The 14,841-nt window shown below is 54.4% G+C and carries 10 protein-coding genes; 2 read left to right on the forward strand and 8 right to left on the reverse strand.

The annotated features are described in order from the left end of the window. Positions 1-2: 2 nt before the first annotated feature. From aceE to K7G70_RS00900, 8 genes are all read right to left on the reverse strand, one after another. Positions 3-2,666 carry a pyruvate dehydrogenase (acetyl-transferring), homodimeric type gene (aceE, locus tag K7G70_RS00865; protein WP_223786698.1) on the reverse strand — a complete coding sequence of 888 codons (2,664 nt, stop codon included), beginning with the start codon at positions 2,664-2,666 and terminating at the stop codon, positions 3-5. 5 nt (positions 2,667-2,671) lie between these two features. Then, positions 2,672-4,981, reverse strand: a complete 2,310-nt coding sequence (locus K7G70_RS18030) for an NADP-dependent malic enzyme (protein WP_223786699.1) — start codon at positions 4,979-4,981, stop codon at positions 2,672-2,674. Positions 4,982-5,111: 130 nt separating this feature from the next. Beyond that, on the reverse strand, positions 5,112-6,137 hold the full coding sequence (locus K7G70_RS00875; protein ID WP_223786700.1) for a class I fructose-bisphosphate aldolase: 1,026 nt from the start codon (positions 6,135-6,137) through the stop codon (positions 5,112-5,114). 54 nt (positions 6,138-6,191) lie between these two features. Continuing rightward, the gene (locus K7G70_RS00880) at positions 6,192-7,367 is read right to left on the reverse strand and encodes a phosphoglycerate kinase (RefSeq protein WP_223786701.1); all 1,176 of its coding nucleotides are present in this window, start codon (positions 7,365-7,367) and stop codon (positions 6,192-6,194) included. A gap of 25 nt (positions 7,368-7,392) precedes the next feature. Then, complete coding sequence (gap, locus tag K7G70_RS00885; protein WP_223786702.1) at positions 7,393-8,397, reverse strand: type I glyceraldehyde-3-phosphate dehydrogenase; 1,005 nt, start codon at positions 8,395-8,397, stop codon at positions 7,393-7,395. 145 nt (positions 8,398-8,542) lie between these two features. Beyond that, positions 8,543-10,063 (reverse strand): alanine/glycine:cation symporter family protein, encoded by a 1,521-nt coding sequence (locus tag K7G70_RS00890; protein ID WP_223786703.1) that lies wholly within the window; start codon positions 10,061-10,063, stop codon positions 8,543-8,545. Positions 10,064-10,160: 97 nt separating this feature from the next. Continuing rightward, positions 10,161-11,669 (reverse strand): alanine/glycine:cation symporter family protein, encoded by a 1,509-nt coding sequence (locus K7G70_RS00895; protein ID WP_223786704.1) that lies wholly within the window; start codon positions 11,667-11,669, stop codon positions 10,161-10,163. Positions 11,670-11,785: 116 nt separating this feature from the next. Continuing rightward, on the reverse strand, positions 11,786-12,220 hold the full coding sequence (locus K7G70_RS00900) for a DUF192 domain-containing protein (protein ID WP_223786705.1): 435 nt from the start codon (positions 12,218-12,220) through the stop codon (positions 11,786-11,788). 87 nt (positions 12,221-12,307) lie between these two features. On the opposite strand from K7G70_RS00900, the gene K7G70_RS00905 reads away from it, so the two are divergent. Continuing rightward, entirely contained in the window at positions 12,308-13,345 is a 1,038-nt protein-coding gene (locus K7G70_RS00905) for a type IV pilus twitching motility protein PilT (RefSeq protein ID WP_223786706.1), read from the forward strand. Between the two features lie 44 nt (positions 13,346-13,389). After that, positions 13,390-14,511 carry a PilT/PilU family type 4a pilus ATPase gene (locus tag K7G70_RS00910; RefSeq protein WP_223786707.1) on the forward strand — a complete coding sequence of 374 codons (1,122 nt, stop codon included), beginning with the start codon at positions 13,390-13,392 and terminating at the stop codon, positions 14,509-14,511. Positions 14,512-14,841: the final 330 nt, after the last annotated feature.

A 14,841-nucleotide genomic window follows, 5' to 3' on the forward strand; every position in this document is an offset into this window, starting at 1 on the left:
CCTCATCGGGTGCGTGGGTCAGCGACCGCAGCGTCTATGTTGTAGGCTTTCTTGGCTTTGGCAATGGCGGTTTTTGGCAGGTCACCGGCGCGCACCAACTCCACCACGGTGGTGTAAGCAATGTGGTTGCGGTCCACTTCAAAGAATTTACGCAACTGTTCGCGGGTGTCACTGCGACCAAAACCATCGGTGCCCAAAGTGGTGTAGGGACCAGGCACCCAAGGTCTGATTTGTTCGGCAAAATCATGGGTGTAATCGGTGGCCGCTATCACCGGCCCTTGGGCCTTGGCCAAACACTGTTCGACGTAACTCACTTGCGGCTTCTTGTCGGCATGCAAGCGGTTGTGGCGGCTGACACTTTGCGCCTCGCGCTTCAATTCGGTCAGTGAGGTGGCACTCCAGATGTCACACTGCACTTTAAAGTCCTTGGCCAACTGCTCGGCGGCGGCTTCGACTTCGCGCAGGATGGTGCCCGAACCCAGCAGTTGGGCTTTGATCTTGCCCTTGCCACCGTCTTTCAATTGGTACAGGCCCTTGATGATGCCCTCTTCTTGTCCGGCAACCATTGCTGGGTGCGGGTAGTTTTCGTTCATCAAAGTCAGGTAGAAATACACGTCCTCGTTGTCGGCGAACATGCGCTTCAAACCGTGTTGGATGATCACCGCCACTTCATGGGCGTAGGTTGGGTCGTAGGACACGCAGTTGGGCACGGTGCTGGCGATCAGGTGCGAATGGCCATCCTGGTGTTGCAATCCTTCGCCGTTCAGTGTGGTGCGCCCGGCGGTACCGCCCAACAAAAAGCCTTTGGCCCGCATGTCACCGGCGGCCCAGCACAAATCACCGATGCGTTGGTGACCGAACATCGAATAGTAGATGTAAAACGGGATCATCGGAATTTGGTAGTTGGCATACGATGTCGCCGCCGCAATCCAGGAGGACATGGCACCGGCTTCGGTGATGCCTTCTTGCAGGATCTGGCCATCGGCCGATTCTTTGTAGAACATCAACTGATCCGAATCTTCTGGCTCATACACCTGGCCTTGGTGCGAATAGATGCCCAGTTGGCGGAACATGCCTTCCATGCCGAAGGTGCGGCCTTCGTCGCACAGAATCGGCACAATGCGTTCTTTGATGTTCTTGTCCCGCAACAACAGCGCCAGGGTTCTGACAAAGGCCATGGTGGTGGAGATTTCCCGCTCGCCACTGCCTTTGGTGATGCTTTCAAAGGCCTGCAGTTCCGGCACCTGCATCACTTCTTGGTTGACCAGGCGACGTGGCAGATATCCACCGAGTTCTTCCCGACGCTGTTGCAAATACTTCAGTTCTTCGGAATCTTCAGCCGGTTTGTAATACGGCACCTCTTCCAATTGTTCGTCTTTGATCGGCACCCGGAACTTGTCGCGGAAGTGGCGGATCGAGTCGGTATCCATTTTCTTTTGTTGGTGGGTGGTGTTGGCCGCTTGGCCGGCATGGCCCATGCCATAACCCTTCACCGTCTTGGCCAGGATCACGGTGGGCAGACCATCGGATTCGTTGGCCGCGGCATAGGCGGCAAACATTTTGTGCGGATCATGACCGCCCCGGTTCAAACGCCAGATGTCGTCATCGGTCATGTTTGAAACCATTTCTTTCAACTCGGGGTACTTGCCAAAGAAATGTTCGCGCACATAGGCGCCGTCTTTGGACTTGTAGTTTTGGTAGTCACCATCGACCGCTTCTTCCATGCGCTTGCGCAACAAGCCGTCTTTGTCTTTGGCCAACAATTTGTCCCAATAGGAACCCCAGATCACTTTGATCACGTTCCAACCAGCACCACGGAACACGCCTTCGAGCTCTTGGATGATTTTGCCGTTGCCGCGCACCGGGCCATCCAAGCGTTGCAAGTTGCAGTTGATCACGAACACCAGGTTGTCCAGTTTTTCCCGACCAGCGAGGGAAATGGCACCCAGGGATTCTGGCTCATCGGTCTCACCATCACCCAGGAAACAATAGACCTTCTTGTCGGTTTTTTCGATCAGGCCGCGGTTTTGCAGGTACTTCATGAAGCGTGCCTGGTAAATGGCCTGGATCGGTCCCAAGCCCATCGACACGGTGGCAAACTGCCAAAAGTCCGGCATCAACCAAGGGTGTGGATAAGACGACAAACCTTCGCCATCAACCTCGCGGCGGAAGTTGTCCAATTGTTCGGCACTCAGGCGCCCTTCCAAAAAGGCCCGGGCATAAAAGCCGGGGGCGCTGTGGCCTTGCACATACAGCAAATCACCTCCGGATGGGTGGTCGGCGCCGCGGAAAAAGTGATTGAAGCCGACATCATAGATGGTGGCCGCTGAGGCAAACGAAGCAATGTGCCCACCCAAAGCACCGGGGCGGCGGTTGGCCCGCACCACCATGGCCATGGCATTCCAACGGATGATGGCACGGATGCGCCATTCCAGGTCGTTGTTACCGGGTGAGCGTTTTTCTTCGCCCACCGGAATGGTGTTCAAGTAAGCGGTGGTCGCCTGGTATGGCAGGTGTCCGCCCGAACGGCGGTTCAGATCGATCAGTTGTTCGATCAAAAAGTGCGCCCGTTCTGGACCTTCTTCGTTGATCACGGCGGTCAAGGCGTCCAGCCATTCCTGGGTTTCAATCGGATCGAGGTCTGGGGTGGTTTTGATGTTTGTCATGGCTATTATTCTGCAGTTTGGGCGTTGGCTTCGGCGGCTTGGGCCTGGGCATGGGTCTGGGCATCGACGGCGGCAATTGCCACCATATTCACAATGCGGCGTACCGATGAAGACGGGTTCAACACATGGGCCGGTAATTGGGTGCCCATCAACATGGGACCCACCGTCACGCCTTGGGAAAAGTATCTTATCATGTTCAATGCCATGGTGGCGGCATCGAGGTTAGGCATCACCAACAGGTTGGCTTGCTCGGCAAAGTTGGCATTGGGAAACACGTGGGCCCGGATGTTGGGCATCAGGGCGTATTCGGCATCCATTTCACCTTCCACCGCCAGTTCTGGCGCTTGCTGGCGGATGATCTGCAGCGCTTTGCGCATTTTTTCCGGGCTGTTGCCATCGCGGGTGCCGAAGTTGGAATAGGACATCAAAGCCACCCGAGGGGTTTTGCCAAAGGCTTTGACTTTTTCCGCCGCACTGAGTGCCATGTTGGCCACCTGTTCAGCGGTGGGGTTGGGATTGACGTTGGTGTCGGTGACGAAATAACTGCCCATGTCGGTGGCCACCGCCGACAAGCCTGATGGGGTCTGGTCTTTGAGGCCAATCACATCGATGATGTGTTGCAGCACTTTGTGAAAGCGCCCGGTCAAGCCGGCCAGCATGGCATCGGCTTCACCACGCTTGACCATCAAGGCAGCGATCACCGTGGTGCGGGTGCGAACGATGGCTTTGGCGATTTCCGGACTCACCCCTTGGCGTTCCATGATGCTGTGGTACAGCATCCAGTATGCTTTGAAGCGGGGGTCGTCTTGTGGGTTAACCAATTCAAAATCTCGACCAATTTCCAAATTCAAACCGATGCGCTTGATGCGCTGGTTGACCACCTCAGGGCGGCCGATCAGGATGGGGGTGGCCAGTTGGTCGTTGTTGACCACTTGCACCGCCCGCAACACCCGTTCGTCTTCACCTTCGGCCATCACCACGCGCTTGCGGTCTTTGCGGGCGGCGTCGAACACCGGCCGCATCAACAAGCCACTTTGGTAGACGAATTCATTGAGCTTGTGCTCATACTCGGCCATGTCCTCGATGTCGCGGGTGGCCACACCAGAATCCATCGCGGCTTGGGCCACGGCGGGGGCCACATGGATCAAGATGCGCGGATCAAAGGGTTGTGGAATCAAATATTCACGACCAAATTTCAATTCTTTGCCACCATAGGCTTTGGAACTGACTTCACTGACTTCCATGCGGGCCAACTGTGCCAGGGCATGCACACAGGCGGTTTTCATCGCCTCATTGATGTGCGTCGCGCCGACATCCAGAGCCCCGCGGAAAATGTAGGGGAAGCACAGCACGTTGTTGACTTGGTTGGGGAAATCCGAGCGACCGGTGGCGATGATCGCATCCGGCCGGGCTGCCAGCGCCACATCCGGCATGATTTCTGGCACCGGGTTGGCCAAGGCCATGATCAAGGGATCTTTGGCCATGTTTTTAATCATTTCGGGTTTCAGCACCCCAGCGACCGACACGCCGAGGAACACATCGGCGCCATCCAAAGCCTCGGTCAGACTTTGTTGTTTGACGCCTTTGGCATACGCGCGTTTGCGGTCTGACTCCAGGTCTTCGCGGCCTTCGTACAACACCCCTGACGAATCCGACACGATGATGTGGTCCATGTTCATGCCCAGGGCCACCAACAGATCCAAACAGGCCATGCCGGCTGCGCCGGCCCCTGAGGTCACCAGTTTGACTTCGCTGATGTCTTTGCCAACCACATGCAGGGCATTGATCACCGCCGCGCCACAAATGATCGCGGTGCCGTGTTGGTCGTCATGGAACACCGGCACCTTCATGCGTTTTTTCAGTTTTTCCTCGATGTAAAAACATTCCGGTGATTTGATGTCTTCGAGGTTGATGCCGCCGAAAGTCGGCTCCAATGAGGCGATGATGTCGATCAGTTTATCGGGGTCTTTTTCATCGATTTCGATGTCGAACACATCGATGCCGGCGAACTTCTTGAACAACACGCCTTTGCCTTCCATCACCGGCTTGGAAGCCAAAGGACCGATGTCACCCAAGCCCAACACCGCGGTGCCATTGCTGACCACCGCCACCATGTTGGCGCGTGAGGTGTAATCGGCGGCGGTGGCCGGATCTTCGGCAATCGCCATCGATGGCGCAGCCACGCCCGGGGAATAGGCCAATGCCAAATCCTGCTGTGTGGTCAACGCCTTGGTGGCGGTGATTTTTATTTTGCCAGGCCGTGGATTCTTGTGGTACTCCAAAGCCGCTTGCTTGATGTCTTCTCTGAGACTCATGATGTTGCCCCCAACATTGTCATTGAGACGACAACGCCCATGACTGAATTGGTGCCTCAGCATGAGCGTCGTTGTGTGTTACCGGTGCCCTTGCGATCCTGCAAGTTGGCCGGGTTTGTTTACCGTTGTATTATGCTTGTTCGAGTTTGGACTCGTATTGTCCCATGGCCGCCAAACCGTTCATGCGGGCCCGGTGGGCCAGTTCCGCTTGGGCGGCTTGGACGTTGTCTTGTGGGTTGGCTCCCCACACTTTCAAAGCCGATGCTTGCAGCGCCCGACCATAAGAAAAACTCAGTGGCCAAGGCAAATCGCCCAGGCGGTTCATCGCATCCAAATGCTCGGTGGCTTCGATTTCTGATTGACCACCTGACAAGAACACGATGCCTGCCAACGAGGCTGGTACGGTGTTCAAGAAACAATCCAAAGTGGCTTCGGCCACTTCATCGACATCGGCTTGTTCCGGACAATCGGCACCGGACACCACCATGCTGGATTTCAGGATACAGGCTTCCAGGATCACGTTTTGCTCATACAGCTGGTCGAACAAGGTTTTCAAAGTCAACAAGGTGACTTCATAAGCGGTTTGGATGTCGTGGTCACCGTCCATCAGCACTTCAGGTTCTACCATGGGCACCAGGCCGGCTTCTTGACACAAGGCGGCATAGCGGGCCAAAGCATGGCAGTTGGCCTCGATGCAGGCTTGTGAAGGGTTGTCTTCAGCAATGGTGATCACCGCGCGCCATTTGGCGAAGCGGGCACCCAGTTCGTAGTATTCGTTCAAGCGATCGCGCAAACCGTCCAGACCTTCGGTGATTTTTTCACCCTCGAAACCGGCCATGGGGTGGGCGCCTTTGTCGACTTTGATGCCTGGAATCACGCCATTGTCACGCATGACGTCAACGAAAGATTTGCCTGCAGCCGAAGATTGACGCAAGGTTTCATCGAACAAGATCGCGCCCGAAATGTGTTCACCCAAATCCGGGGTGCTCAACAACATGTGGCGGTAATCACGGCGGTTTGGTTCGGTGCATTCCACCCCAATGCTGTCAAAGCGTTTTTGGCAGGTGCCGGTGCTTTCATCTATGGCCAAAATGCCGCGGCCGGCAGCCACCATGGCCGCCGCTGTTTCAATCATTTCATTCAGTTTGTCTGTCATGCTCAATTCCTGTGTTGTGTTCTTGTCGCCAAGATTCACTGTGGTTGTGTTCGTTTATTGGGCCATTTCTTCCAAAATGGCCACGGCAGGCAGTTTTTTGCCTTCCAAAAATTCCAGAAAAGCCCCACCGCCGGTGGAAATGTACGATAGTTTATCTGTTATTTGATATTTATCAACCGCAGCAAGCGTATCTCCGCCTCCTGCCATAGAAAAAGCGTCACTTTCCGCAATTCCAAGGGCCAAAGTGCGGGTTCCTTCGCCAAATTGATCGAATTCGAAGACCCCCACCGGACCATTCCAAATCACGGTTTTGGCCGCTTGGGCCATTTCGGCATACATGGCGGCGGTCTTGGGACCGATGTCCAATATCATTTCAAATGGGCCCACTTCAGCCACGTCCTTGATGATGCCCTGGGCGTCTTCGCTGAACGAGGTGGCCACCACCACATCCACCGGCACCGGGATTTCCTTTCCGGCTTGTTTGGCCTCATCCAACAACGATTGGGCCAAGGGAATCAAATCCGGTTCATGCAGGGACTTGCCCACCGGATGCCCGGCCGCGGCAATGAAGGTGTTGGCGATGCCACCACCGACGATCAACTGATCGACCTGCTCGAACAGGCTTTGCAGCACCGTCAATTTGGTCGACACTTTGGAGCCACCCACAATCGCCATCATGGGCCGGGCGGGTTCATCCAAGCCCTGGGCCAAAGACTGCAACTCATGCGCCAACAAGGGACCGGCACATGCCACCGGGGCGAATTTGGCCACCCCATGGGTCGAAGCGTGGGCGCGGTGGGCGGTGCCAAAGGCATCCATCACAAACACATCGCACAGGGCCGCCAAGCGTTTGGCCAGGCCATCGTCATTGGCTTTCTCGCCGACATTGAAGCGGATGTTTTCCAACAACACCACTTCACCCGGCTCCACCGCAATGCCGCCATCCCAATCGGTGATCAGGTGCACCTGTTGGTTCAAAGCCAGGCTCAAATATTCGGCCACCGGGCGCAATGAAAAATTGGATTCAGGCTGACCCTCAGTGGGCCGGCCCAGGTGTGACATCAGCATCACCGCCGCGCCTTGTTTCAAAGCCATTTTGATGGTGGGCAAAGACGCCAAAATGCGTTGGTCACTGGTGACCACGCCATTTTTGACGGGGACATTCAAATCTTGCCTGATCAACACTTTCCGGTTGGTCAAGTCTTGATCGGCCATTAACTTCACGTTCATTTGTTTCTACCTGTTCAGTGATTACTCACGGTGCTTGCATCAATGCCACACTGACATCCAACATGCGGTTGGCAAAACCCCATTCATTGTCATACCAGGCCAGCACTTTGACCAAATTGCCATTGTTGACTTTGGTCATGCCGGCATCAAAGATGGAAGACGCCGGATGGTGGTTAAAATCTGAGGAGACCAGCGGTTGATCACAGTACGCCAGCACCGAGGATTGTTCAGCCGCCAATTTTACCACTTCATTGACCGCTGCGACCGAAGTTTCTTGGCTGGCCACAAAAGTCAGGTCAACCGCCGAGACATTGACGGTGGGGATGCGCATGGCATAGCCGTCCAACTTGCCATCCAATTCCGGCAACACCAAACCAACCGCAGCGGCAGCCCCGGTCTTGGTCGGAATCTGATTCAAGGCAGCACTGCGGGCGCGGCGCAAGTCTTTGTGGTAGCTGTCACCCAGCACCTGGTCGTTGGTGTAGGCGTGGATGGTGGTCATCAAGCCCGACTCAATGCCGATTTGCTGATGCAGCACTTGGGCCAAAGGTGCCAAACAATTGGTGGTGCATGAGGCGTTCGAAATCACCTCATGACTGGCTTGTAAAATGCCGTGATTGACCTCATAGACCACGGTGGCATCGACCCCAGTTCCCGGTGCCGAAATGATGACTTTTTTGGCCCCAGCTGCCAGGTGTTTGACGGCCAATTCGCGGCTGCGAAATTTGCCGGTGCATTCCAACACCACATCGACACCCAATTCGCCCCAAGGCAAAGTGGCTGGATCGGCTGCCGCCAGCAAGCGGATGCGGTCACCATTGACCAACAAATCATCACCGGACAAACCCACCTCGGCTTGAAACGGCCCGTGGGTGGTGTCATGGCGGGTCAAATGAGCCATCGCCTCGTGGTCGCCCAAGTCGTTGATGGCGACAATTTTCAAGTTGTCATGCTTTTGGTATTCGTACAGAGCGCGCAGGATGCAACGACCGACCCGGCCGTAGCCATTGATGGCAATTCTTATCGTCATTTTCTTCTCTTTAATTTCTGCTTTTGATGATTAATTATTGTCGGTTATTTCACAGGCGGACTCAAGCCATGCCATGAAATAACCACCCACCTTATGTGCAAAAGCAGTGCGGCCAACGACCGAGCAGGCGGCTGGCCTGCCTGGATCAGCGATTGAACACAACCCGGCCTGATTTCACATCGGCCATGAATTCGGCCAATTCTTGCTTAACCACCGGTGCCAGGTAATACAGCCCAATGATGTTGGGGAACGACATGGCCAAGGTCATGGCAAAAGAAAACCCAATGACCGCACCCAAATCCAAGGTCGAGCCAATCACCACAAACAGCAGAAAAATGACTTTGAAGGTGTTTTCTTGGGTTTTGTTTTCTCCAAACAAGTAAGTCCAGGCACGCACCCCGTAGTATGACCAAGAAATCATGGTCGAGAAGGCAAACAATATGGCCGCCACCGTGAGCACATAGGGGAACCACGAAACCGCACTGGCAAACGCATTGGAAGTCAGCGGGATGCCTTGTAAACCGGTGCTGTCATCCAATGATCCGGTGATCACAATCACCAACGCAGTGACGGTACAGACCAACACGGTGTCAATGAATGGTTCATACAAGGCCACCAGGCCTTCGGTTACTGGCCGATCGGTTTTCACCGCAGAATGGGCAATCGCGGCCGAGCCGATGCCGGCCTCGTTGGAAAACGCCGCCCGCTGAAAGCCCACCACCATCACCCCAATCACCCCACCAAGGGCGGCACTTGGGTTGAACGCACCGTGAAAAATTTGCCCCATGGCCCAAGCCAGCCGGTCGCCATTCATGCCAATCACCACCAAGCCAGTGATGACATATATCAAGCCCATGATCGGCACCAGCTTGGACGTGACCCGGGCGATGCTCTTGATGCCACCCAGTATGGTGATGCCGGTCAGGGTGGCCAGCAGCAAACCGAACAACCACCCTTTGCCGGCCATCACACCATCGGCGCCACCGGTGATGTTTTGCAGTTGGGCGAACGATTGGTTGGCTTGGAACATGTTGCCCCCACCCAAAGCGGCGCCCACACACAAAATGGCAAACATCACCGCCAACACCCGACCCAAACCCGCATGCCCATTTTCTGCAAAGCCTTTGGACAAGTAACGCATGGGACCACCGGCCACCGTGCCATCGGCATGCACATCGCGGTACTTCACCCCCAATGTGCATTCCACGAACTTGGACGACATGCCCAACAGACCGGCCACGATCATCCAGAAGGTGGCACCGGGACCACCGATGCTGACGGCCGTGGCCACCCCGGCAATGTTGCCCAATCCCACGGTGCCGGACACGGCGGTGGACAATGCCTGGAAATGGGTGACTTCACCGTCCGCTTTGGAAGTGTCGTACTGACCGCGAATCAATTTCATGCCCACCCCAAATGAGCGCAGGTTGATGAATTTGAAATAAACCGTGAAAAAAGTCGCCGCCACCACCAACCAGATCACGATGAATGGCGCACTGCCCACCAACGGAATGGGGATTTGGGTCATGAAAAAGGCATCAATCGCATTGGCCACCGGGGTCAAAAACTCATTGATGGTTTGGTCAATACCAACAGCAGCGGCTGGCTGACTGGCCAGCAGCATGGTGGTCACAAAAATCAGGGTGGGGCGAAAATGGGCAATCATGGCAAGCTCCAGTCAGCTGTTATCAAGTCCCTATATTCTGACACAAAAAAGCCCAACCGGGGTTGGGCTTGATGCATGGCTTTTGGGTATCCAAGCTTCAGGATGACGGTTTGATTTCACCGGATTTGATTTTGGCCATGTAATTGGTCAATTCACGTTTGACCACAGGCGCCAAGAAATACAGGCCGATCAGGTTGGGGATCGACATGGCGAAAATCATCGCATCCGAAAAGCCGATGACCGCGGTCAGGCTCATGGATGAACCGATCACGATGAAACCCAGGAACATGATGTGGTAGGCCAGATCCACACTTTTGCCGTGACCAAACAAGAAGTTGAACGAACGCAGACCATAATAGGACCAGGCCAACATGGTGGAAAAAGCGAACAACACAGCGGCCAGGGTCAACACATACGGGAACCAAGAGATGGCCGAACCAAAGGCCGCAGAGGTCAGGGCGATGCCTTGACCAGCAGTGGGGGCTTCGGGAATGAAACCAGCAATGCCAATCACCAAAGCGGTGATGGTACAGACCACCACGGTGTCGATGAATGGCTCATACAAGGCCACCAATCCTTCGGTGACGGGATGATCGGTTTTCACTGCCGAATGGGCGATTGAAGCCGAACCAATACCGGCCTCATTGGAGAAGGCCGCCCGTTGGAAACCGACGATCAACACACCGACCAAGCCACCAAACGCAGACTGGGCCGAAAATGCACCGTCAATGATGGCGCCAAAGGCCGCAGGCACATGATCCAGGTTCATGAAAATCACCACCAAACCGGTGATCACATACAACACACCCATGAATGGCACCAAGCGGGCAGTCACTTTACCGATGCTTTTGATGCCACCAATCACGGTGATGCCGACCAAGGCAGCCACCACCACACCGAACACCCAGCCGTGCTGGGCCAAGAATGATCCCTCACCACCAGTGACACTGACCACTTGCTCCAAGGCTTGGTTGACTTGGAACATGTTGCCACCACCGAATGAACCACCGATACAACAAATGGCAAAAATCACCGCCAGCACTTTACCGAATCCACCCATGCCTTTTTCGGCAAAGCCTTTGGTCAAATATTTCATCGGCCCACCGTGCACATGGCCATTGGGCAACACGTCGCGGTATTTCACCCCCAGGGTACACTCGACAAACTTGGTCGACATGCCCAAAAAGCCACAGACGATCATCCAGAACGTGGCCCCGGCACCACCGATGCCGACGGCCGCGGCCACCCCGGCGATGTTGCCCAAGCCCACGGTGCCTGACAATGCCGTTGACAAGGCTTGGAAGTGGCTCACCTCGCCAGGCGCATTGGAATAATCATACTTGCCCCGCATCAAGGCAAAGCCATGGCGGAAGGAACGCAGGTTGATGAACTTAAAGTAGACCGTAAAGAAGGTCGCAGCTACCACCAACCAAATGACCACCCAGGGTACGGTGGTGCCAAAGAACGGAATGGTGGCAAAAATGATGTTGGTGAATTCGTTCAGATAAGGACCCACGGCGTTGTTGATCCGATCGTCCAAAGTGTCGGCTTGCACCAGACCCGACAGGGTCAATAGCAGGGCGGTTAGTTTCAGTTTGATGTTCATGTTGTTCCCGGAATGGTTGATGGACTGGTGGGGTCTCTGCTGTTGTGGTTATCGACCCAGCACCGCGATATCGGCCAACATCATAACTGGTTTTTCACAGTTGCGGTAGGTCCAAGCTAATTTTTCAACTCAATGATCAGTTCATCGCCGGGTTGAAAACCGTATTGTTCACTCAAGCCGGCATTGATTTCCAGCACGTATTTGGCGGGTCTGACACTGGGATAATTGGGACAGCGGGTGGTGGTGTTTTTACAGGGAGGGGTCCGTTCACTGATGTTGATCAGTTTGCGGTTTTGATCAAAATACAAAATGTCCAGGGGAATCAGGGTGTTTTTCATCCAAAAAGCCAAAGGCTGTGGCTGCGGGAAGATGAACAACATGCCGGCATCACTGGCCATGTTTTCGCGGAACATCAACCCCATGGCCCGGCTTTGGTTGTCATTGGCCACTTCCACGTCAAAAGTCTGTCCTTTCAATGTCACCCGGTTTTGGGCAGGCTGGCAGCCACACAAAAGCAAAATCAGCAGGCCAAGCAGTGCGTTTTTTTTCATCTTCAAAGACATTTTTTTATCGAGTAAACTGGAATTTATCACTTAACAAAGCTAAACTCAATACAAGTTAATTGATAGGGTTTTCAAGTGGATATAGCGGAGTTATTAGCCTTTACCGTAAAAAACAAAGCCTCTGATTTGCATTTGTCAGCAGGTTTGCCACCCATGATTCGTGTCGATGGGGACGTGCGCAGAATCAATTTACCCCCGTTGGAGCACAAAGAGCTGCACGACATGATCTATGACATCATGAACGACTACCAACGCAAAGAGTTTGAAGAAACCTTTGAAATTGACTTCTCATTCGAAATTCCTGGACTGGCCCGTTTCCGGGTCAACGCCTTCAACCAAAACCGCGGTTGTGGCGGCGTGTTCCGAACCATTCCCACGGAAATCCTGACCTTTGAAGACCTGAACTGTCCGGCCATTTTCAAAGATTTGATCGACGTGCCGCGGGGCTTGATCCTGGTGACCGGACCCACCGGTTCGGGTAAATCCACCACCCTGGCGGCGATGATTGATTACCTCAACAAGAAAGAACACGGTCACATCCTGACCATTGAGGATCCGATCGAGTTTGTGCACACCAGTAACAAGTGTCTGATCAACCAGCGTGAGGTGCATCGCGACACCAAGAGTTTTGAAAACGCCTTGCGTTCAGCCTTGCGTGAAGACCCTGACATCATCCTGGTGGGTGAGCTGCGGGACTTGGAGACCATCCGTCTGGCCCTGACCGCGGCGGAAACCGGTCACTTGGTGTTCGGCACCTTGCACACCACCTCAGCGGCCAAAACCATTGACCGGATCATTGACGTGTTCCCCGCCGGGGAAAAACCGATGGTGCGTTCCATGCTGTCAGAGTCCCTTAGGGCAGTGGTGGCCCAAACCCTGATCAAACGGGTCGGTGGCGGCCGGGTGGCGGCGCATGAAATCATGGTTGGCATCCCGGCGATCAGAAACCTGATTCGGGAAGACAAAGTGGCGCAAATGTATTCATCCATTCAAACCGGTCAATCGGTTGGCATGCAGACCCTTGATCAGTGCTTGATCGAGCTGGTGCGCAAAGGTTTGATTTCCAAAGCCCAAGCCCGTTCACGGGCGGTTAAGAAGACTGATTTTGATTGATCCGAATCGGCATGCGGGCTTAACCAAACAACACAGGAGCAACCATGGACTTTAATTCGTATTTAAAACTGATGGTCCACAAAAAGGCCTCTGACCTTTTCATCACGGCCAACCTGGCACCGAGCATCAAAATTCATGGTCGGGTGATCCCCATCACCCAACAACCGCTGACCAAAGCCCAAGCCAGGGACATGGTCACCGGTATCATGTCACCGTATCAAAAAGAAGAATTCGAACGGACCCACGAGTGTAACTTCGCCATCGGCGTGTCGTCAGTGGGCCGCTTCCGGGTCAGTGCCTTCTACCAAAGGAATGCGGTGGGCATGGTGATCCGACGGGTGGAAACCAAAATCCCCACCTTCGAATCCTTGAAACTGCCAGAAGTACTCAAAGAGTTGTCCCTGACCAAACGCGGTATCATCATTTTCGTCGGCGGTACCGGTACCGGTAAATCGACCTCTTTGGCGGCCATGGTGGGCTATCGCAATGTCAACACCACTGGTCACATCATCACCATTGAGGATCCGATTGAATATGTGCATGAACACCAGGGATGTGTGATCACCCAACGGGAAGTGGGGCTGGACACCGAATCCTTTGAGGTGGCTTTGAAAAACACCTTGCGGCAAGCACCCGATGTGATCATGATCGGTGAGATTCGAACCTCCGAAACCATGCAACAGGCGGTGACTTTTGCCGAAACCGGTCACTTGTGTTTGGCCACCTTACACGCCAACAACGCCAACCAGGCCTTGGACCGGGTGTTGCACTTCTTCCCCAAAGACGCCCGTGAACAGCTGTTGATGGATTTGTCTTTGAACCTCAGGGCAATGGTGGCACAACAATTGATCCCTACCCCCGATGGCACCGGCCGCCGGGCGGCGGTGGAAATCTTGATCAACTCACCACTGGCCCAGGAATACATCCGCAAAGGCAAGATTGAGAAGCTCAAAGATTTGATGAAAAAATCCACCAACATGGGCATGCAAACCTTTGACCAGGCGATGTTCGACCTGTACCAAGCCGGCGAAATCACTTACGAAGACGCCCTGCGTCACGCCGACTCGGCCAACGAAGTGCGCCTGGCGATCAAGCTGTCCCAAGGCGGCGACGCCGATTCCTTGTCCATGGGCATGGACGGCATTGGCTTGGAAGAGGACAAGTGACAGACAGGCTGTCCTGAGCCAGGATCATTCAGTCCAGTTAAGTGTTGAAAAGCATTCAATACACAAAATTGGCATCTGTCTGTCATCCTCGGGCTTGGCTTACATGGATGTAAGTCCTAGAATCGAGACGGGATCGGAGATCGTGACCCGGGGATCCATTTCAACAGACAGGCTGTCCTGAGCCAGGTTCATTCAGCCTGGTTGGATGTTGAAAAGCATTCAATTCAAAAGATTGGCATCTGTCTGCCATCCTGAGCGCTGTCGAAGGATCTACCAATCTCAAGCCATCCCCAAAGCCCTGTCCATCAACGGGGCTTTTTTTGAACCCCA

Source organism: Marinicella meishanensis (assembly GCF_019931145.1).
GTDB lineage: Bacteria > Pseudomonadota > Gammaproteobacteria > Xanthomonadales > Marinicellaceae > Marinicella > Marinicella meishanensis.

Bases quoted from the DNA above. Each gene is read 5' to 3' on its own strand.
- aceE (WP_223786698.1), bottom strand. From the start codon at position 2,666: ATGACAAACATCAAAACCACCCCAGACCTCGATCCGATTGAAACCCAG.
- K7G70_RS18030 (WP_223786699.1), bottom strand. From the start codon at position 4,981: ATGAGTCTCAGAGAAGACATCAAGCAAGCGGCTTTGGAGTACCACAAG.
- K7G70_RS00875 (WP_223786700.1), bottom strand. From the start codon at position 6,137: ATGACAGACAAACTGAATGAAATGATTGAAACAGCGGCGGCCATGGTG.
- K7G70_RS00880 (WP_223786701.1), bottom strand. From the start codon at position 7,367: ATGAACGTGAAGTTAATGGCCGATCAAGACTTGACCAACCGGAAAGTG.
- gap (WP_223786702.1), bottom strand. From the start codon at position 8,397: ATGACGATAAGAATTGCCATCAATGGCTACGGCCGGGTCGGTCGTTGC.
- K7G70_RS00890 (WP_223786703.1), bottom strand. From the start codon at position 10,063: ATGATTGCCCATTTTCGCCCCACCCTGATTTTTGTGACCACCATGCTG.
- K7G70_RS00895 (WP_223786704.1), bottom strand. From the start codon at position 11,669: ATGAACATCAAACTGAAACTAACCGCCCTGCTATTGACCCTGTCGGGT.
- K7G70_RS00900 (WP_223786705.1), bottom strand. From the start codon at position 12,220: ATGAAAAAAAACGCACTGCTTGGCCTGCTGATTTTGCTTTTGTGTGGC.
- K7G70_RS00910 (WP_223786707.1), top strand. From the start codon at position 13,390: ATGGACTTTAATTCGTATTTAAAACTGATGGTCCACAAAAAGGCCTCT.